Below are 17,711 nucleotides of genomic sequence, written 5' to 3'. Positions count from 1 at the left end.
GGACCGTCCGGTCGAGTTCGCGGCTGGGATGGGGTACTCCGCCTACCCTGGAAGCCATGACTAATCCGAGCGATCCGTGGTCGCCGCGGCCGGAACCGGGCCCGGGGGAGGGGCCCGCACCATCGGCCACACCCGGCGGCCACACCTCGGATAGCGGGATGGCGTATGGGCCCACCGAGGCCATACCTACCGGTCAGGTCGACTATTTCGGGCAGCCGCCCGGGCCGGACGCGACCCGGGTGATGCCGCCCGCGGACGCGCAATGGGGTGGGTACGAGACCGGTGGCGGCGTCGAGCCGACCGCCGTCTACCCGGGGCAACAGGGGTACGCGCCGACCAGCAGCTACGGCAACGCGAACAGCTATGGCACGCCGGGCTATCCGGGTGGCCCCGGGATGCCGCCGGGTGGATATCAGCCCGCGGGATTCCCGCAGAATCCGCCGCCGCCCCCGCCCCCGCGCAAGACGACGCTGTGGGTGGCGCTGGGCATCGGGGCGGTACTGCTGATCGCCATCGCGGGCGTGGTGGTGGGCACCATGCTGGGGCACAAGGATTCGTCGGACACCGCGGCCGCGCCCAGCACCTCCGCTTATCCGCTGCCCGGCAACACCTCCGTAGTGCCGCTACCCAGCGGGATTCCGACCATTCCGGGTCTGGGAGATCTGGATCAGCTCGGCGCGCAGATGGGCACCATCGCGAGCAATGACGGTTCGACGCTGACCATCACCACGCTGTCCGGCGGTTCGGCGACGGTCAAGACCGATTCCAGCACGCAGGTGATCTCGCTCGGCAGTACCAAGGTCGCCGACCTCACCATCGGGGAAGTCGTTATGGTGCAGGGCGATAAGAATGCCGACGGATCCATTCAGGCGAAGCTGATCTTCAGCACCTCGCTGCCGAGCGGAACCCGATGAGCAAACCTGCAGGCGTGCCGGGCATTACGTGCACCAACTGGATAGGGTAGGCGGCGATGACGGCGATATGGTTCGGGCTGGCTGCGATCGCGCTCGTGGGTGCGATCGTGCTGCTCTATTTCGATCGGCTGCAGCGGCAGCGCACCGGGCACGTGCGACAGGTCTGGGCGAAATCCCAGGGCTACACGTATGTTTCGGTGGAGCCCGCACTGGCGGCCACCTGGCGGCGCGGTGCGCTGGCGAAACTCGGCTACCTGTCCGCGGTGGATGTGGTGTCCGGCAACCGCAAGGGCGAGAAGTTCGTGCTCTTCGACCTGGAGGACGCCGCCACCCTGGTCGCGGTGCGCCGCCAGATCGGCTCGGACATCGATATCGACCTGCGGCTGAAAACCGCGGCGCCGCCGAAGGATCACGATCTGGAACTGCTCGGCGCCATCGGTGACCGGGTGGTCTTCGCCACCAATCCGGACATCGCCCGGCATGCGGTGGATCAGCGCATGGTGGCGTTCATCGAATCGCTGCCCGACACCGTGCAACAGCTGTGGTCCGAAGGCAATTGGACGCTCGGCATGCTGCCGGTCGGGGCCGTCGCCAAGGACTGGGAGATGGCCATCGACGCCGTGCTGCGGCTGTCCGGTCTGCTGCACGTGCTGCCGCCGGTCATCAATGCCGAGCGCGGCCGCGACGAACTGCCCGAACCGGGCAGCTCGCATCCGATGCCCGAGGACGACGAATACGACGGCCACGACGAGTACGGCGACTTCGGCGACGAGGAACCGGTCCGGCCGCGGACCCGCCCGCAGCCCGACCCGCGAGCCCGCGCGCAAGCCGAGGACGACTACGACTCCCCGCTGGTCAGCGATATCGCCGGGGCGAGCGAATCGGACGACGAGCCCGAAAACTGGCGTCCCGCACTGAAGGTCGTGCCGGATCCGCGCAACCGTCCGCGCCGCAACTGGCCGCCCGCCCGGGAGGACGAGGCGGACTTCGGTCACGAGCCCGGCCCCGACGACGAAGACCGTTGGGCCGAGCCCGAATCCGAGGAGCGGGACGAGGATCCCGATCGCGAGCCGGAGGAGGGTTGGCGTCGTGACCAGGGCCGCAGCGCCCCGCCCGGCGGTCCGTTCCACCCCGGCTTCCGGCCCTACCAGGGCCCAGCCCCGAGGTGAACCGACACGCCCCTGTCATGCGGCACGCCGCACTGAACCCTTTGCGGCACGCCGCAGCCACGTCGCATCTGCGTGAATTCGCAGTCACTGGGACGGGCAGGGATCAGAATGGGGGCGCAGTTCCGGTCATCGCCGACCGCTCCCCTCACGTGCGAGTGATAGGCCGTCGATGATCGAGAGTTCCCCTGCCCGTCTGCCCGGCGCGCATCGTCCGGTGGCCTTGGTCACCGGCCCGACGTCCGGCATCGGCAAGGGATACGCCACCCGGCTCGCCGCACTCGGCTACGACCTGGTGCTGGTGGCACGCGATGAGGACCGGCTGACCGCGCTCGCGCACGACGTGCAGGTGCGGTTCGGTGCGCGCGCCGAGGTGTTGCCCGCCGACCTGGGCCGCCCCCACGATCGCGATCTGGTGGCCGCCCGCCTGGCCGATGGCGTCGAATTCCTGGTCAACAACGCCGGATTCGGCATTTCGGGCGAATTCTGGTCGCAGGGCCCGGACGCCCTGCAGAACCAACTGGATGTGAATGTCACGGCCGTGGTGCAGCTCACCCGGGCGGCGCTGCCGCCCATGCTGCACGCGGCCAAGGGCACGGTGGTGAACGTGGCCAGCACGGCCGGGCTGATTCCCGGACGGGGCTCGACCTATTCGGCCTCCAAGGCGTACGTCGTATCCTTCTCCCAAGGGCTGGCTGGCGGGCTGGCCGGGACCGGAGTTCGGGTGCAGGCATTGTGCCCGGGATTCGTTCGTACCGAATTCCATGAGCGAGCCGGAATCGATATGGCCTCGTTGCCGCGACCACTGTGGTTGAGCGTGGACGAGGTGGTGGCCGGTTCGCTGCATGATCTGGAGAAGGACCGGGTGATCAGCGTGCCCGGCATGCAGTACAAGGCGATCGTCGCGATCGCCGGGCTCATCCCACGATCCCTGGTGACCCGCCTGAACCGGGGCCTGTTCAACGCACGCGGAAGGACATAGACACAGCAATGCAGGTAACGACGACCGACCGGGACAGACTCGCGGCCCTGGTGCGCGACCTCGCCGTGGTGCACGGCCGGGTGACCCTGTCCTCGGGCAAGGAAGCCGACTACTACGTGGACCTGCGCCGGGCCACCCTGCATCACGAGGCGGCTCCGCTGATCGGCAAGCTGCTACGTGAGTTGGTGGCGGACTGGGACTTCGAATCGGTGGGTGGGCTCACCATGGGCGCGGACCCGGTGGCGGCCGCGGTCATGCACGCGCCGGGCCGTCCCATCAACGCCTTCGTGGTCCGCAAGGCCGCCAAGACGCACGGCATGCAGCGCCAGATCGAGGGCCCGGACATCGTGGGCAAGCGGGTGCTGGTGGTCGAGGACACCACCACGACCGGCAACTCCCCGATCACCGCGGTGCGCGCGCTGCGCGACGCGGGAGCAATCGTGGTGGGTGTGGCGACGGTGGTGGACCGCGAGACCGGTGCCGACGGCATCATCGCCGCCGAGGGCCTCGAGTACCGCTCGATCCTGGGCTTGAAGGACCTCGCACTCAGTTAGGACATATGTCCCTACCTTTGCGTTAACCGGACATGGCTCTGGGCTGAACCCTTGCTCTGGGTTAGCCTGGGGCTGGTCTTTTGTCCGACAAAGGTGTTGTGAAGGGTCGTGTGAGTCACCTGTGGTGAGCATTGCTATCAACAAAGGTCATCAGAACGTCGCAATGCTCGGCATCGGCGCCTACCGGCCCCAGCGCGTCGTCAGCAACGCTGACGTGTGCGAAACCCTGGACTCCACTCCCGAGTGGATCTTCGAGCGCACCGGGATTCACAACCGGCGCTGGATCTCCGGCGACGAGACCCTGCGCAGCATGGCGGTGGCCGCGGGCAACCGGGCGCTGAACAACACCGGCATCGACCGATCCAAGATCGGCGCGCTGCTGTTCTGCACCTCCAGCTGGCTCAAGCTGACCCCGCACGGCGCGCCCAGCGTGGCCGCCGATCTCGGCATGAACGGCATCCCGGCCTTCGACCTGACGTCGGGCTGCGGCGGTTTCGGCTACGGCCTCGGTGTCGCCACCGACATGATCCGTTCCGGCTCGGCCGAATACATCCTGGTGATCGGTGCCGAGACGATGACCGTCGGCCTCGACCCGAAGGACCGCGGCACCGCCATGATCTTCGGCGACGGCGCCGGCGCGGTCGTGGTCGGACCCAGCGAGGAGAACGGCATCTCGCCGACCGTGTGGGGCTCCGACGGCGAGAACGCCGAGGCCATCGCGCAGGACGTCGACTTCCTGGAATTCATGAACAAGGCGCAGCGGCTGCAGGGCACCGATCCGGCCGTCGAGCCGGTGGGCCGGATGTCGCTGCACATGGAGGGCCCCAAGGTCTTCCGCTGGGCCGCCGTCACCCTGCCGCGCGCGCTGTCGACCGCGATCGAGCAGTCGGGCGTGGCCAAGGAAGACATCGAGATCTTCATCCCACACCAGGCCAATGCCCGCATCAACGAGCTGATGAAGAAGAATCTCGGCCTCGCCGACGACATCCCGATGGCCAATGACATCGAGAACACCGGCAACACCTCGGCCGCCTCGATTCCGCTGGCCATGGAGGAGATGCTGGTGACCGGCAAGGCCAAGGGCGGCCAGCTGGCGCTGCTGCTCGCCTTCGGTGCGGGCCTGTCCTATGCGGGCCAGGTCGCCGTGCTGCCGCCGGCTCCGGCCGAACCCAGCTTCTGATGGCTCGCCCGTTTCGTGCCGCGTTCGTCGGCGCGGCGGCGGTGACCGTGTTCGGCGCGGTCACCGGTCGCGAGAAACTGCAGTGGGTCGCGAAACCTTTGCTGATGCCGCTGCTCGCCGCCGATGTGGTGACCAACGGCAGCTATCTGGACCGCACCGATCGTAAGGTGCTGCTCGGGTCGCTGGCGGCGGCCACGGTGGGCGATGTGCTGCTCATCGAACCCGATGACGATCGCCGATTGATCGCGGGCGCTTCGTCTTTCGCTGTGATGCAGTCCGGCTACTCGTGGCTGTGGTTGCGCCGCGGCGGTCGGCCACGTGCGCAGATCGCGGTGCCGCGAGTGGCGGCCTGGCTGGGTGCGGCGACATTGATGCGCTTCAAGGCCCCGAATGTGGCTGTCCCGCTCACCGTTTACGGTGCCACCCTGGGTACTGCCGCCACCCTGGCGTCCGATCCGGACCTGGCTCGCGACGCGAAGAATATTGCGGGCGTGAATGTTCCGAACGCCGATCCGCGCAGCCGCCTGGGTCTCGGTGCACTGCTGTTCACGCTGTCGGACGGATTGATCGTGTTGCGACGCATTTTCGCGCGCGGCGAGCGGTCCCGCCGGGTCAGCGAGGGCGTCATTCTCGGCACTTACGCGGCCGCCCAATATCTTCTCGCGGATCCGCGCGCACATAGGTAGTCGTATCGGTGCTGATATTCGTGAGCTGCGAAATTGTGTTGGCCGCCGCTCGTCCGGCGCGGGATTCGGTCCACCAGGCGGTATGGCCGAGAAAGTACTCGGCATAGGCGATTTCGGCATTCTTCGCATTGCCGCCGGGGACGACGTCGAGGAAGTAGTCGATCTCCGACAGTTCGTACTCGCAATGCACGAGGGGAAGAAGTGCGGGAAGAGCCTGGCGTTCGGCGGCGGTCAAATTCCGTACCGATTGGTATTCCTGAAGCAGGGCCTCGATCTGATCGAATCGGACGTGCGCGGGCCCACCGTCGCGGAGTGAAATCCAGTCCACGGCACAGCGTTCGATGGCGGTGGCGAGATCGTGGATCGCGGTGGTGCGGTCGCACAGGCCGAAGTCGATGACCGTGGCGACCTCCCCGTCCCGCCAGAGCAGATTGGTGCCGTGCCAATCATTGTGTGTCCACAGCGGTTCCAGTTCCGCGAGCATCGGGTACAGGCGTTCGTGCGCCGGGAGGTGGACGCGTTCCATATCTCCCCGCCAATCGCGCTCGGCCAGGAACCTACCCAGCGCGGGTCGCCGCCGCGCCCGATCCGCCACGGCCGCAACGGGATCGGCGGAGTCGAAGATCGTGAATCCCGCCAGCAACGGCCGGGGCGGGCGCGCCGGGGCGTCGTATCCGGCGGCCGCCAGGTGCAGGCGGGCCAGCATGCGCCCGGCGGCGGCCGCCTCGGCGCGGGAGTGGTAGGGAGTCCAGGAGAAGACGCCCGCGTATTCGTCGCTGCCGTGGCCGAGTTCTTGCACCTCATAGGCGAATTCGCCGAGGTCGACGGTGGTCGGCACCTGCGGCACCGGAATCCCGCGGGCGCGCAGATGAGCCATGAACCGGTGTTCTTCATCGAGCGCGGCGGTGTCCCGCAGGGTGCGGGGCAGGCGCTTGAGGATGACCTCGTGCCCGTCGAGCAGCCGGACCCGTGCGGTCGCCGAGAGCGGTCGCGGGCTGCGCCAGGTGATGGCCGCGTCCGTGCCCAGCACCGCCTCGACCTCGCCGGAAGTCAGTGCGGGCCAGTCGGGTTCGACGAGGGCGTCGAACCCCATGCCGTAGACGCGGCCGTCGCTCATCCCCGCCGGAACCGGACCAGGAGCGCGGTCACCGCCGCGGCGGCCAGGAAGGAGTAGAGCGAGGCCGAGGACCACCAGCCGGGATGCACGTTCAGGGTGTCCTGCGCCTTGGTCCAGAAATCGGTCCAGTAGGAGATGGAGCCCGGATTGAACAGCTGGTAGATCACGAAGCCGATGGCCCACGGCAGCAACATGAGCGGCCGGGTGGGTGCGTGCTGGCCCAGGTCCCAGCCGTGGCGGCCGCGGCCGAAGAAGTAGTCGACGATCAACACCGCGCACAGCGGTACGAACACCGAGCCGATCAGCACCAGGAAATTGGCGTAATTGCTGAAGTCGCGCACCGGCAGCGCCAGCAGCGTGACGACCAGGCCGACGAATCCCGCGAGCAGGCGGCGGTCCACCCGGGGCAGCAGGTTCTGGATGGACATGGCCGTCGAATAGATATTGGCGAAGGACTGATCGGATTCGCGCAGCACCAGGACCGCGAAGAACAGCCAGCCCGCGGTCACACCGAGGAAGGTGTCGAAGATGTTGTCGCTGTTGCCCGCGTGCAGGATCGCCAGGATGCCCAGCAGATAGCACCAGACCTGGGCGATGGAGTAGCCGAGCACGGTGGCTCCGGCGGCGGTTTTCGCGGTGCGTGAGTGCCGGGTGTAGTCGGCGGCCAGCGGCACGAAGGAGATGGACACCGCGAGGGTGGAGTCGACGGCGGGCCAGAAGCCGCTCCAGCTGGTGCCGGTGGGCAGCGGAATCGGCTGGCGCAGTAGCTGAATCGTGAAGTAGATCAGGGCGATGGCCACCGCCACCGACACGTACTTGCGCAGCGCCCGCACCGCGGACAGCGGCCAGATGGCCATGACCGTGGACAGCGCGCCCGCCGCGACGATGACGATCCAGTGCGGGACCTTGTCGTGGGTGAGCGCGGTGACGCCGAGGGTGATGACGGTCAGCTCGTACACGCCCCAGCCGATGCACTGCACGATGTTCGCGACCGTGGGCACGTAGGACAGCTTGGTGCCGAACAGGCCGCGCAGCATCGCCATGGCCGGTGCGCCGGTGCGGGCTCCGATCGCGGACGGTCCGGCGACCATGGCCGCGCCGAGAACCGTGCCGACGACCGTTGCCAGCAGCGCTCCGATGAGCGGCAGCCGCACGCCCTCGGAGGGCGACAACACAACCGCAGCGCCGCTGAACCCGATCAGGCTGACGCCGATATTGAGCCAGAACGCCGCCTGATCGGTGAACCCGAGCGTGCGCGGCGGCTGGGTGTCGAGCACCAGCGGCGCTTCTCTGTGGTCCGGTTTGTCGGCGATCGTCATGTCGAGGATGCTACGGCCAGGAACAGGCAAAACCGGCAGTCAGGTGGTCCTGACCTGGATATATGTTTGCCGGGTGCGGGATTGAGATCACAGGCAGAGCATGATCCGGTCGCGGTTGACCGGGTCCACCCGGATCGAAATGGTGCCGCCGACAGTGATTCTCGGCTTCACGACCGGTTCCACATCGAAGATGATGCTGCCGTAGTAGGTCTGTGAACCCGGCACCACGAGTTCGAGATCGAGTTCGGTGATCTCGGTGCAGTGGTCGGTGCGCCGCAGCGGGTGGACGGCTTCGATGTTGGCCCACCCTTCGAGCCCGTGGCGGCGCAGTTTGCGGTCGGACCGGGTGGGTCGCTGGGCGAAGAGCATGCCGAGGCCGAGGAAGGTACCGAAAAGACCGACCAGTGTGATCACTTGGAGCGGCACGGTCCCGGGTGGCGTGAGCGGAACGATCCAGCCCAGCCAGACACCGAGAGCGATCAGATAGGCGGCTGTCACTCCGAGCACTGTTCGGATAATGCGCGCGTGGTCCATGACACCCTCCAACCACGGCTTACGGAACTCCAGGATAGTCCCGAATGTCGTCGCGGGTGCGCGAATTCTGTGAGGTCAGGGGGTGTATCTGCTCAGACCGAAGCGTTGGAGGCACGTAGCGCGGTGAGGGCGTCGAGATCGAGTGGCAGTGTCATGCCGTCGATCTCGAGGTCGACCCTGCCGGAGTACTCACCGGTCGGTACATAGTGATCGTCGCGCAGTCGATTGGTCAGCAACCGCAGCGAATCTTCGGTCTCCAGCAGCCAATAGTGGTCGATCCCCACCGCTGCGTACTCCGCGAACTTCATCACCCGATCCACTCGCCGCGACCCCGGCGACACGATCTCGATGGCCGCCAGCACATCCGCCGGCCGTACCCGAGTGGCGTGCTCGGCCCCGGCGGCACCGCCCACGATCAGCACATCGGGCACCCGCACGGTCGGCGGCGAACCCTCGTCCACCAGCAATTCGATGCGCGCCATGGCCGCTACCCGGCGCGGCAGCGCCCGCTCCAGCTGCGCGGCCAGCCGCCATACCGCGAGCTGATGCCGTGGCGGCTGCGGCGCGACCACCAGCACGCCGTCCACCAATTCGCGGCAGTGTCGATTGTTCTCGGGCAGCAGCGACCATTCGGCAATGGTGAGCAGGTGATTCGGCCAGTATTCAACCGATTTCAGCAATTCCGCGGAACTCGACCGAGTCATGCCCTCCAGTCTTCCACGGTCGGCAACCCCGCAGTGACCTTTAGCCTTTCAATCGCAAAACCGCGAGCACCCGCCGGTGATGCAGATCCGAGGGCGGCAGTTCCAGCTTGGTGAAGATGTTGCCGATGTGCTTCTCCACCGCGCGTTCGGTCACCGTCAGTGCCTGTGCGATGGCCGAATTCGACAATCCCTGCGCCATGGATTCGAGCACCTCGCGCTCGCGCGGGGTCAGGCGCGCCAGTGAATCCTGTTGCCGGGCAGCACCCATGAGCTGGCTCACCACTTCCGGATCCAGGGCCGTGCCGCCGGTGGCGACGCGGCGCAGAGCGTCGACGAAATCGGTCACATCGGCCACCCGGTCCTTGAGTAGGTAGCCCACGCCGCCCGCGCCGGCGGCCAGTAGCTCGGTGGCATAACGGGTTTCGATCCACTGCGAGAACACCAGGACGCCGATCGCGGGTTGGCTGCGCCGCAGTGCGAGCGCGGCCAGCAGGCCCTCGTCGGTGTAGCTGGGCGGCATCCGGACATCCACCACGGCCACGTCGGGCAAGTATTCGGCCACCGCGACATGCAGACCGGTCGCGTCGCCCACGGTGGCCACCACCTCGAAACCGCGCTCCGCCAGCAATGCCGTCAGGCCGTCGCGCAGAATGGCATTGTCCTCGGCGATCACCACGCGCAACGGGTTCATGCCCTCGATCATTGCGGGCCCGCGAGCGGCAGCACCAGCGTGACCACGGTCGGCCCGCCGACCGGACTGTCCACGAACAGCGCACCGTCCACCGCCCGCGCCCGCTGCGCCAGCCCCGAAAGCCCGCCCACCACAACGGCTTCACCCGGCGCATCGACCGGTTGCAGCGCACCGCCCTGCCCGTTGTCGCGCACGCTCACCGCCATCGCATCTGATCCGGTGGGCAGCACCGCCACCCAGATCCGGTTCGCGGCAGCGTGTTTCACCACATTGGTCAGCAGTTCGGCTACTGAGAAGTAGGCGATGGCCTCGATCGCCGGACTGGGCCGGACGGGGAGCAGCACCCGCAATTCCACCGGGACGGCACAGCGGGCTGCGAGTGTCTCCAATGCCGCTTCCAGGCCGAGGTCCAGGGCGGGCGGATGGATGCCGCGCACCAATTCGCGCAATTCGGTCAGTGCCTCTTTGGATCCCGCGCGTGCCTGGGCGATCAACTCCCCGGCATCGCCACCGGTCGCGATGCGTTCCTCTGCACGGCCCAGCATCATGGCGATGCTCACCAGTCGAGCCTGGGTGCCGTCGTGCAGATCGCGCTCCAGGCGGCGCAGGGTGGCGGCGGAATCCTCGACCGCGGCCCGGCGGCTCTGCCGCAGTTCCGCGAGTGCACGATCGCGGCGGCCGGCGGTCAGCAGCCAGAGCGAGAGCGCTCGGTGCAGGAAGCAGACACCACGGATCAGCCATGGCAGCAGGAAGCAGCCGAACACCCCGATCGCCGCGAAACCCAGTGCCCGCGGCCAGGTGTCGATATAGAAATCGCCGAACTGCGCGAGCGAATGATGCGATGCCCCGTGGCCATCCACATTCTGTGGATTCAGCAGCGCCCACGGAATGGGGGACACCGCCACGAAACCGGTGATCACGACGGTGATCAGCACGATGTAACCGACCACCACACCCAGCACGAACTGACACAGCAGGAACAGCAGTGCGCGCCAGGAGGCCCGGTCGGTGAAGGCGCTGCGCAGCCAGCCGATCGGGCCCGGCGCCGAGGTGAACGGCGGTGGCTCGGGCAATTCCAGGTCCAGCAGCACCACCCCGAGCACCCGGTAGATCCGTCCCCACACCCGGCCGCCGAGGATCACCGTCGCCAGCACCGGCACCCCGATCACCAGAAGGGAGAGGTACAGACTGCCGCCGAAGGCGAGGAACAGGTAGGCGGTGGACAGGCAGCCGAGCACGAAAACGATGATCAGATAGGCGAATTCCTTCCAGGTGCGCGCCCGGAACGGCGTGGTCAGGAAGGTGCGAAGACCGGCGACCGGACCGGTCTCGCCCGGATCGGGTTGCGGCGCGGGCGGATCCAGCACGGGGAGGGGAAGGGCGGCCGTTTCGCTCATGCCCTTCATCGTCGCGGTCACGGGTGGGAGGGGCGATAGGGCAGGCACTTAAATCCTGGGTGTAGCCAGCACTACCCCCTAGCATTCTGGCCATGACATACGACCCCCCGCCGCCGGGCTGGGATCCGCAGGCTCCGGGCTCCAACCCGCAGCAGCCCGTGGATTTCAACAAGCATCAGCAACCCCAGCAGCCCATGGGTTACGGCTACGACCAGCCGCAGGCGTATGACCAGCCGCAGGCGTATGACCAGCCACCGGTGTACGACCAGCCACCGGTGTACGACCAGCCACCGGTGTACGACCAGCCGCCGGCCTACGACCAGCCGCCGGCTTACGGTCAGCCCCCGGCTTACGGTCAGCAGCCGGGCTACAACCCGCAGCCGGGTTACAACCCGAGCTACCCGCAGCCGACGCCCGGCTACTACCCGCAGGCCTACTACGGCGCGCCGGCGCCGGACCATCCGCAGGCCGTGGTGGTGCTGGTCCTCGGCATCATGAGTCTGATGTTCTGCCAGTTGCTGGGACCGGTGGCCTGGATTATGGGTAGCCGGGCGCGCAAGGACATTCAGGCGTCCGGTGGCGCCGTCGGCGGCAGCGGCATGGTGACGGCCGGGTGGATCTGCGGCATCGTCGCCTCGAGTCTGATGATCCTGGTCATCGGGGGCTTCGTGCTGCTCGCGGTCATCGGTGCGGTCGCGTCGAACTAGGATCGCCGGGTGAGTTCCGCCCCGACCGACGACGAAGCGCTCGCCCCCGGCCCGACCGAATGGGGTGAGCATCCGCACGGCGTCGGCCCGTGGCGCGACGAATTCGGGACCGAGCCGCCCGCGGATCCGCGCCTGGATCCGGAGCTGCTGGAGCACGGTGACCGGCGCAATGTGGTGGATGCCTACCGGTATTGGCGTCGGGAGGCCATCGTCGCCGAGATCGACGCCCGCCGGCATCCCTTCCACGTCGCCATCGAGAACTTCGGGCACGACGCCAATATCGGCACGGTGGTGCGCACCGCCAATGCCTTCGCCGCGGCGGCCGTGCACATTGTGGGTCGCAAGCGCTGGAACCGCCGCGGGGCCATGGTCACCGACCGCTACCAGCACATTCGGCATCACACCGATACCGACGAGCTGCTGCGATTCGCGGCGGCCGAGGGCCTGACCGTGGTCGCGGTCGACAATGTCCCCGGCGCGGTGCCGCTGGAGACCGCGACGCTCCCGCGCGACTGCCTGCTGCTGTTCGGCCAGGAGGGCCCCGGCGTCACCGAGGCCGCGAAAGACGGCGCCCGGCTCACCGTTTCGATCGCCCAGTTCGGGTCCACCCGCAGCATCAATGCCGGAGTCGCCGCGGGAATCGCCATGCACGCCTGGATTCGTCAGCACGCCGACCTGGGCAATGCGTGGTGACATCCGACTCTCGGTAACAAAATAGCCACGGACAGGGTTGTCCGATTGGCATTATTAGTCCCATGACATCGCGGACCGGGCGCAATATCGAGCCGACCGCTGCCCTCTGGTCGGAACGTGCCGACCTGGCCGAGTCCGCGATCCTCTCGCGCCATCTACGCACGCTGTGGGCCATCCCGGGCACCCAGCTGGGTGTCGTCGGCTGGCCGGCCACCAAGCGGGAGCGGGCCTTCGCGTTCTGGCACTACTGGTGGCAGGCCCACCTGATCGACTGCGCGGTGGACGCCGCCAACCGGCACCCCACCCCGGCCCGCCAGCGCCGCCTCTGGTCCATCGCGCACGCCATGCGACTGCGCAATATCACCGGCTGGACCAACAACTACTACGACGATATGGCCTGGCTGGCAATCGCTTTGGAGCGCGCCGAGCGCACCCAGGGCGTGGCCGAGGTCCGCGGCGCGCTGCTGAATCTGGAGAAAGCACTGGTCAACGGGTTCGAGCCGGAGTTCGGCGCGGTCCCGTGGCGCAAGGGTTCGGACTTCTTCAACGCCCCGGCCAACGGCCCGACGGGGATCGCCATGGCCCGGCTGGGCCGCTACCACCGGGCCCAGGAACTGGCCGACTTCCTCGACGCCAACCTGCGCGACAAGGAGACCGGGCTCATCTTCGACGGCATCCACCTACCCTCGGGCGAGGTCGAGAAGCCGGTCTACAGCTACTGCCAGGGCGTGGTCCTCGGCCTGGAAACCGAACTGGCCGTGCACACCGGTGAAGCCAGGCACGCCGAGCGCGCGGTGCGGTTGGTGGACGCGATCGAGGAACATATGACCGCGGGCGGCATCGTGGTCGGTGACGGCGGCGGCGACGGTGGCCTGTTCAACGGCATTCTCATCCGCTATCTCGCCCTGGCCGCGCTCATGCTGCCCGGCGACGAGCCCGCGCAGGTGACCGCGCGCCGCAAGGCCGCCGCGATCGTGCGCGCCTCGGCGACCGCGGCCTGGGAGCATCGCCTCGACGTGGAGGGCGAACCGCTGTTCGGCGCGGATTGGCGGCAGCCCGCGCGGTTGCCCGGCATCGCGGGTGCGGGCGTCTTCGAGGGCGGTTCGGTGAGCGCCTCACGCAACCCGGAACGCGATCTGTCGGTGCAGCTTTCGGGGTGGAAGCTGATGGAGGCCGCGCACACGGTGACGGCCGCCGGTCTGTAGCGAGGTCGGTCTGCAGCGGTCAGTGCCGCCGGATGACCGGCAGCGGCACGGTCGCGGCATCGGCCGCGTCCAGATCGAAATCCTCGGCGGGGCGTGCCATTTCGGCCCGGTACTGCCGGACACCGAGGACCGTGCCGAGAATCAGCCCGACGATCAGGGTCCCGATCACGGCGGGCATCAGCCACGACATGTCGGTCAGGAAACTGCCCGCGTAATAGCTGGCCAGCAGGATCACCGGGGCCCAGATGATCGCGCCCACGGTCGAGGCGATCGTGTACTTACGGTGATCCATCCCGGCCGCACCCGCGACCAGCGGGCACAGCGTGCGCACCCACGGAATCCAGCGGGCCACGAGTACCGCGAGGAAGCCGTGTTTGTGCAGCATCCCCGACACCCGCGCGAGATTGCGGGTGTTGATGTATTTGCCGTTCTTGCGCGCGACTATGTGGTGCCCGGTGCGCTGGCCGAAGACATAGCCGACCTGGTTCCCGGCGATGGCCGCGATCATGGTGCCGACCGACAGCGCCCAGACCTGACCCTCGCCGACCTGCGAGGCCAGCACCACGCCCGCGGTGATGAGCATGGAGTCACCGGGCAGGAACAACCCGATGATGAGTGCGCACTCGAGAAACACGAAGGTGAGCACGATCGTCCAGACCAGAACCGGTCCGGCTGTCTCCAGTGGACCGAATCCGCCGGAGGCGATGGTTAGCGGGGTGGTCGACACCAATGACTCAGTGGGTCGGCTCGTTCGTCGAGGCAGCCAGCTCCGCTTTTTCGGGGTGCTGGCCGCGGTGCAGCAAGTTCTTCGCGACCGCGATGATGCCCGGGAGAATGGACACGAACACGATCAGCAGGAAGATTGCTTCGACGTTCTTGCGAATGAATTCGACATTGCCCAGGAAATACCCGAGCACGGTGACGCCGCCGCCCCAGAGCACCGCGCCGATGATGTCGACCAGCGCGAACTTGCGGTAGTCCATCTTCGACACACCGGCCAGCACCGGCATGAAGGTGCGCACGATTGGCACGAAGCGGGCCAGCACGATGGTCTTGGGACCGTGCTTCTCGAAGAAGGCATGCGTCTCGGTGATGTAGCGCTGCTTGAAGAAGCGGGAGTCTTCCTTCTTGAACAGCGCGGGGCCGATGGTTCGGCCGATCCAGTAGCCGCTCTGGTCGCCGAGCCAGGCCACGAAGGCCGTTGCGGGCACCAGCCACCAAATGTTCATCCCGGCCGGGGGGTTCTCCCAGGCTGCCATCAGACCGCCGGTGAACAACAGCGAATCGCCAGGCAAGATCGGGAACAGTAGGCCGGTCTCGATGAAGACGATGGCCAGAATCGCCGGAAGCACTGCGTGTGAGAGCCATGTCTGCGTCAGCAGGTGCTCAGGGTTCAAGATCGCGGGCAGCGCGGCATTGGTCGTCACGGCATCGGATACGGCCAGCAAGGTCACGGCCACCACAGTACCGGTACCTCGGACATCACACCGATTCTCATTGGAACCTCACAAACTTGTGAGGTATGTGAGGCCATTGCCCCGGAGAAAAAGCGCTGTCCTATCGTGTCAGCTGACAGAATTTGTCGTACGCACCACACACAACACGGAGGTCACTGTGCCCATCGCGACTCCGGAGATCTACGCCGAGATGATTGCTCGGGCCAAGCAGAACTCCTTCGCGTTCCCCGCCATCAACTGCACCTCTTCGGAGACCATCAACGCGGCCATCAAGGGCTTCGCGGACGCGGGCAGCGACGGCATCATCCAGTTCTCCACCGGTGGTGCGGAATTCGGTTCCGGCCTGGGTGTGAAGGACATGGTGACCGGTGCGGTCGCGCTGGCGGAGTTCGCGCACGTGGTCGCCGCCCGCTACGACGTGACCATCGCGCTGCACACCGACCACTGCCCCAAGGACAAGCTGGACACGTATGTCCGTCCGCTGCTGGCCATTTCGGCCGAGCGCGTGCGCAACGGCCAGAACCCGCTGTTCCAGTCGCACATGTGGGACGGCTCGGCGATCCCGATCGACGAGAACCTGGAGATCGCGAAGGAACTGCTGAAGCAGGCCGCCGCCGCGAACATCATCCTCGAGGTCGAGATCGGCGTCGTCGGCGGTGAAGAGGACGGTGTCGAGGCCGAGATCAACGACAAGCTCTACACCTCCTCCGAGGACTTCGAGAAGACCATCGACGCGCTGGGCGCGGGCGAGAACGGCAAGTACCTGCTGGCCGCCACCTTCGGCAATGTGCACGGTGTGTACAAGCCGGGCAATGTCGTCCTCAAGCCCGAGGTGCTGGCCGAAGGCCAGCGCGTCGCCGCCGCCAAGCTGGGCCTGGGCGCGGACGCGCAGCCGTTCGATTTCGTCTTCCACGGCGGTTCGGGCTCGCTGAAGTCGGAGATCGAGGACTCGCTGCGCTACGGCGTGGTGAAGATGAACGTCGACACCGACACCCAGTACGCCTTCACCCGTCCGATCGCCGGGCACATGTTCGCCAACTACGACGGCGTGCTGAAGATCGACGGCGAGGTCGGCAACAAGAAGGTCTACGACCCGCGCAGCTACCTCAAGAAGGCGGAGACCTCGATGGCCGCGCGCATCGTCGAAGCCTGCAACGATCTGAACTCGGCGGGACGCTCGATCAGCGCCAAGTAAGCTCAACGGTCGGGGATTCCACCGAATTGGTGGAATCTCCGGCAATTTTCGAGCGGCCGGCGCGCCGCGGTCTCTATTCGAGGCAGGTGGCATGACTGTCGATGTACGGGTCCTGGGCCCCGTGCAGCTGTTGGTCGCCGGTCGGTCCGTGCCGGTCGGTGGCCCCAAGCCGCGTGCGCTGCTGGCGGCGCTGACCGTCAACCGGCGGCGAGCGGTGTCCTCACAGGCACTGGCGGATATCGTCTGGAACGACGATCCGCCGGACTCCTATCAGGCCAGCCTGCAGGTGTTCGTTTCCAATATTCGCAAGACCCTGCGCACCGCCGGGGTCGATCCGGTGGCCTTGCTGCGCACCGAATCCTCCGGCTATCGCCTCGAAATCGAGGACGACGAGTGCGATCTGGGCCGCTTCGAGACGCTGCGCCGGGAGGGTTCGGAGGCCGGCTCGATCGGTGATCCGGCCGCGGCGTCACGGCTCTACGGTGAGGCGCTGGCCGAGTGGAGCGGGCGCGCGCTCGACGACCTGTCCGGTCTCGGCTTCGCGGAGAGCTTCGCCACCGCCATGGACGAGGAGCGGCTGCTGGTCGCCTCCGCGCGCATCGATGCCGAAATCGCCCTGGGGCGAGCCTCTTCGGTGGTCGGTGAGCTGGTGTCGATGACCAATACGCATCCGCTGCGGGAACCGCTGTGGGCGCAGCTCATCACCGCGCTGTACATGTCGGATCGGCAGGCCGACGCGCTCGAGGCGTGCCGTCGCGTGCGCACCGTGCTCGCCGACGAGCTGGGCATCGATCCCGGTCCCGCGCTGGTCGCGCTGGAGCAGAAGGTGCTGCGCCAGGAACCGTTGAGCACCGGGCAGATTCACGAGGTCGAGCGGATGGCCAAGGCCATGACCGAGACCGTCACCGAGATGCCGCGCGCGGTGCGGGCCGGGCAGCTGCGCCTGGCCGACGGGCGCACGCTGCCGATCGGCCCGAACGGCATGAAGATCGGCCGCATGACCGACAACGATCTGGTGCTCGACGACCCCAAGGCGAGCCGGTACCACGCGCAGATCACCCCGAGCCGGGCCGGTCTGCTCATCAAGGATCTACACTCCGCCAACGGGATCTACATCAACGAGGAGTCCATCGAATCCGCGGCCGTGCTGGCCGACGGGGACGCCATCCGGATCGGAACCACCGTGCTCACGTTCCAGGCGTTGCGCTGA

The 17,711-nt window shown here is 67.3% G+C and carries 19 protein-coding genes; 11 read left to right on the top strand and 8 right to left on the bottom strand.

The features are described from left to right. Positions 1 to 56 precede the first annotated feature (56 nt). The 6 genes from ACFXHA_RS19465 (at position 57) to ACFXHA_RS19440 (ending at position 5,482) form a co-directional block, all read left to right on the top strand. The gene (locus tag ACFXHA_RS19465) at positions 57 to 914 is read left to right on the top strand and encodes a DUF5666 domain-containing protein (RefSeq protein ID WP_379358580.1); all 858 of its coding nucleotides are present in this window, start codon (positions 57 to 59) and stop codon (positions 912 to 914) included. Positions 915 to 970: 56 nt separating this feature from the next. Continuing rightward, entirely contained in the window at positions 971 to 2,083 is a 1,113-nt protein-coding gene (locus tag ACFXHA_RS19460) for a hypothetical protein (protein ID WP_379358578.1), read from the top strand. 169 nt (positions 2,084 to 2,252) lie between these two features. Further along, positions 2,253 to 3,062 carry an SDR family NAD(P)-dependent oxidoreductase gene (locus ACFXHA_RS19455; RefSeq protein ID WP_379358576.1) on the top strand — a complete coding sequence of 270 codons (810 nt, stop codon included), beginning with the start codon at positions 2,253 to 2,255 and terminating at the stop codon, positions 3,060 to 3,062. 8 nt (positions 3,063 to 3,070) lie between these two features. Further along, positions 3,071 to 3,616, top strand: a complete 546-nt coding sequence (gene pyrE / locus ACFXHA_RS19450) for an orotate phosphoribosyltransferase (protein WP_379358574.1) — start codon at positions 3,071 to 3,073, stop codon at positions 3,614 to 3,616. Between the two features lie 121 nt (positions 3,617 to 3,737). Then, on the top strand, positions 3,738 to 4,796 hold the full coding sequence (locus ACFXHA_RS19445; protein WP_379358572.1) for a beta-ketoacyl-ACP synthase 3: 1,059 nt from the start codon (positions 3,738 to 3,740) through the stop codon (positions 4,794 to 4,796). Further along, a complete protein-coding gene (locus ACFXHA_RS19440) occupies positions 4,796 to 5,482 on the top strand; it encodes a lysoplasmalogenase (protein ID WP_379358570.1) in 687 nt (228 codons plus the stop codon). Before ACFXHA_RS19445 ends, ACFXHA_RS19440 begins: the two co-directional genes overlap by 1 nt. Here the strand turns inward: ACFXHA_RS19440 and ACFXHA_RS19435 are convergent. The 6 genes from ACFXHA_RS19435 to ACFXHA_RS19410 all read right to left on the bottom strand — a co-directional run bounded on the left by ACFXHA_RS19435 (position 5,421) and on the right by ACFXHA_RS19410 (position 11,244). Beyond that, the gene (locus ACFXHA_RS19435; RefSeq protein WP_379358568.1) at positions 5,421 to 6,599 is read right to left on the bottom strand and encodes a phosphotransferase enzyme family protein; all 1,179 of its coding nucleotides are present in this window, start codon (positions 6,597 to 6,599) and stop codon (positions 5,421 to 5,423) included. The genes ACFXHA_RS19440 and ACFXHA_RS19435 overlap by 62 nt on opposite strands. Next, positions 6,596 to 7,918 (bottom strand): purine-cytosine permease family protein, encoded by a 1,323-nt coding sequence (locus ACFXHA_RS19430; RefSeq protein WP_379358566.1) that lies wholly within the window; start codon positions 7,916 to 7,918, stop codon positions 6,596 to 6,598. The genes ACFXHA_RS19435 and ACFXHA_RS19430 overlap by 4 nt, the downstream gene beginning before the upstream one ends. A gap of 87 nt (positions 7,919 to 8,005) precedes the next feature. After that, a complete protein-coding gene (locus ACFXHA_RS19425; protein ID WP_379358564.1) occupies positions 8,006 to 8,425 on the bottom strand; it encodes a hypothetical protein in 420 nt (139 codons plus the stop codon). A 119-nt stretch (positions 8,426 to 8,544) separates the two neighbouring features. After that, a complete protein-coding gene (locus tag ACFXHA_RS19420) occupies positions 8,545 to 9,156 on the bottom strand; it encodes a Uma2 family endonuclease (RefSeq protein ID WP_379358562.1) in 612 nt (203 codons plus the stop codon). Positions 9,157 to 9,196: 40 nt separating this feature from the next. Continuing rightward, positions 9,197 to 9,838, bottom strand: coding sequence for a LuxR C-terminal-related transcriptional regulator (locus ACFXHA_RS19415; protein WP_379359579.1), 642 nt, complete (start codon positions 9,836 to 9,838; stop codon positions 9,197 to 9,199). Positions 9,839 to 9,855: 17 nt separating this feature from the next. Next, positions 9,856 to 11,244 (bottom strand): sensor histidine kinase, encoded by a 1,389-nt coding sequence (locus ACFXHA_RS19410; RefSeq protein WP_379358560.1) that lies wholly within the window; start codon positions 11,242 to 11,244, stop codon positions 9,856 to 9,858. 92 nt (positions 11,245 to 11,336) lie between these two features. Here ACFXHA_RS19410 and ACFXHA_RS19405 point away from each other — a divergent pair, with 92 nt between their 5' ends. The 3 genes from ACFXHA_RS19405 to ACFXHA_RS19395 all read left to right on the top strand — a co-directional run bounded on the left by ACFXHA_RS19405 (position 11,337) and on the right by ACFXHA_RS19395 (position 13,849). After that, a complete protein-coding gene (locus ACFXHA_RS19405) occupies positions 11,337 to 11,951 on the top strand; it encodes a hypothetical protein (protein ID WP_379358558.1) in 615 nt (204 codons plus the stop codon). Between the two features lie 9 nt (positions 11,952 to 11,960). Next, positions 11,961 to 12,644, top strand: coding sequence for a TrmH family RNA methyltransferase (locus ACFXHA_RS19400; protein ID WP_379358556.1), 684 nt, complete (start codon positions 11,961 to 11,963; stop codon positions 12,642 to 12,644). A 62-nt stretch (positions 12,645 to 12,706) separates the two neighbouring features. After that, positions 12,707 to 13,849 carry a glycoside hydrolase family 76 protein gene (locus tag ACFXHA_RS19395; RefSeq protein ID WP_379358554.1) on the top strand — a complete coding sequence of 381 codons (1,143 nt, stop codon included), beginning with the start codon at positions 12,707 to 12,709 and terminating at the stop codon, positions 13,847 to 13,849. Between the two features lie 19 nt (positions 13,850 to 13,868). Here the strand turns inward: ACFXHA_RS19395 and ACFXHA_RS19390 are convergent, their stop codons facing one another. Beyond that, the gene (locus ACFXHA_RS19390) at positions 13,869 to 14,576 is read right to left on the bottom strand and encodes a DedA family protein (RefSeq protein WP_379358552.1); all 708 of its coding nucleotides are present in this window, start codon (positions 14,574 to 14,576) and stop codon (positions 13,869 to 13,871) included. Between the two features lie 7 nt (positions 14,577 to 14,583). Then, a complete protein-coding gene (locus ACFXHA_RS19385; protein ID WP_379358550.1) occupies positions 14,584 to 15,303 on the bottom strand; it encodes a DedA family protein in 720 nt (239 codons plus the stop codon). A gap of 160 nt (positions 15,304 to 15,463) precedes the next feature. On the opposite strand from ACFXHA_RS19385, the gene fbaA reads away from it, so the two are divergent. Together fbaA and ACFXHA_RS19375 are read left to right on the top strand one after the other, a co-directional pair. Continuing rightward, complete coding sequence (gene fbaA / locus ACFXHA_RS19380) at positions 15,464 to 16,501, top strand: class II fructose-bisphosphate aldolase (protein WP_379358548.1); 1,038 nt, start codon at positions 15,464 to 15,466, stop codon at positions 16,499 to 16,501. A gap of 91 nt (positions 16,502 to 16,592) precedes the next feature. Beyond that, entirely contained in the window at positions 16,593 to 17,711 is a 1,119-nt protein-coding gene (locus ACFXHA_RS19375) for a BTAD domain-containing putative transcriptional regulator (protein WP_379358546.1), read from the top strand.

The sequence above is a fragment of the Nocardia sp. NPDC059240 genome, assembly GCF_042753865.1.
Taxonomy (GTDB): Bacteria; Actinomycetota; Actinomycetes; order Mycobacteriales; family Mycobacteriaceae; genus Nocardia.
The sequence above is the reverse complement of the archived record's forward strand: the minus strand, read 5'-3'. Positions and strand labels throughout refer to the sequence as shown.

What these genes read in the sequence shown, in the direction of transcription:
- ACFXHA_RS19465 (WP_379358580.1), top strand. Translation starts at nt 57, where the DNA reads ATGACTAATCCGAGCGATCCGTGGTCGCCGCGGCCGGAACCGGGCCCG.
- ACFXHA_RS19460 (WP_379358578.1), top strand. Translation starts at nt 971, where the DNA reads ATGACGGCGATATGGTTCGGGCTGGCTGCGATCGCGCTCGTGGGTGCG.
- ACFXHA_RS19455 (WP_379358576.1), top strand. Translation starts at nt 2,253, where the DNA reads ATGATCGAGAGTTCCCCTGCCCGTCTGCCCGGCGCGCATCGTCCGGTG.
- pyrE (WP_379358574.1), top strand. Translation starts at nt 3,071, where the DNA reads ATGCAGGTAACGACGACCGACCGGGACAGACTCGCGGCCCTGGTGCGC.
- ACFXHA_RS19440 (WP_379358570.1), top strand. Translation starts at nt 4,796, where the DNA reads ATGGCTCGCCCGTTTCGTGCCGCGTTCGTCGGCGCGGCGGCGGTGACC.
- ACFXHA_RS19435 (WP_379358568.1), bottom strand. Translation starts at nt 6,599, where the DNA reads ATGAGCGACGGCCGCGTCTACGGCATGGGGTTCGACGCCCTCGTCGAA.
- ACFXHA_RS19430 (WP_379358566.1), bottom strand. Translation starts at nt 7,918, where the DNA reads ATGACGATCGCCGACAAACCGGACCACAGAGAAGCGCCGCTGGTGCTC.
- ACFXHA_RS19420 (WP_379358562.1), bottom strand. Translation starts at nt 9,156, where the DNA reads ATGACTCGGTCGAGTTCCGCGGAATTGCTGAAATCGGTTGAATACTGG.
- ACFXHA_RS19410 (WP_379358560.1), bottom strand. Translation starts at nt 11,244, where the DNA reads ATGAGCGAAACGGCCGCCCTTCCCCTCCCCGTGCTGGATCCGCCCGCG.
- ACFXHA_RS19405 (WP_379358558.1), top strand. Translation starts at nt 11,337, where the DNA reads ATGACATACGACCCCCCGCCGCCGGGCTGGGATCCGCAGGCTCCGGGC.
- ACFXHA_RS19395 (WP_379358554.1), top strand. Translation starts at nt 12,707, where the DNA reads ATGACATCGCGGACCGGGCGCAATATCGAGCCGACCGCTGCCCTCTGG.
- ACFXHA_RS19375 (WP_379358546.1), top strand. Translation starts at nt 16,593, where the DNA reads ATGACTGTCGATGTACGGGTCCTGGGCCCCGTGCAGCTGTTGGTCGCC.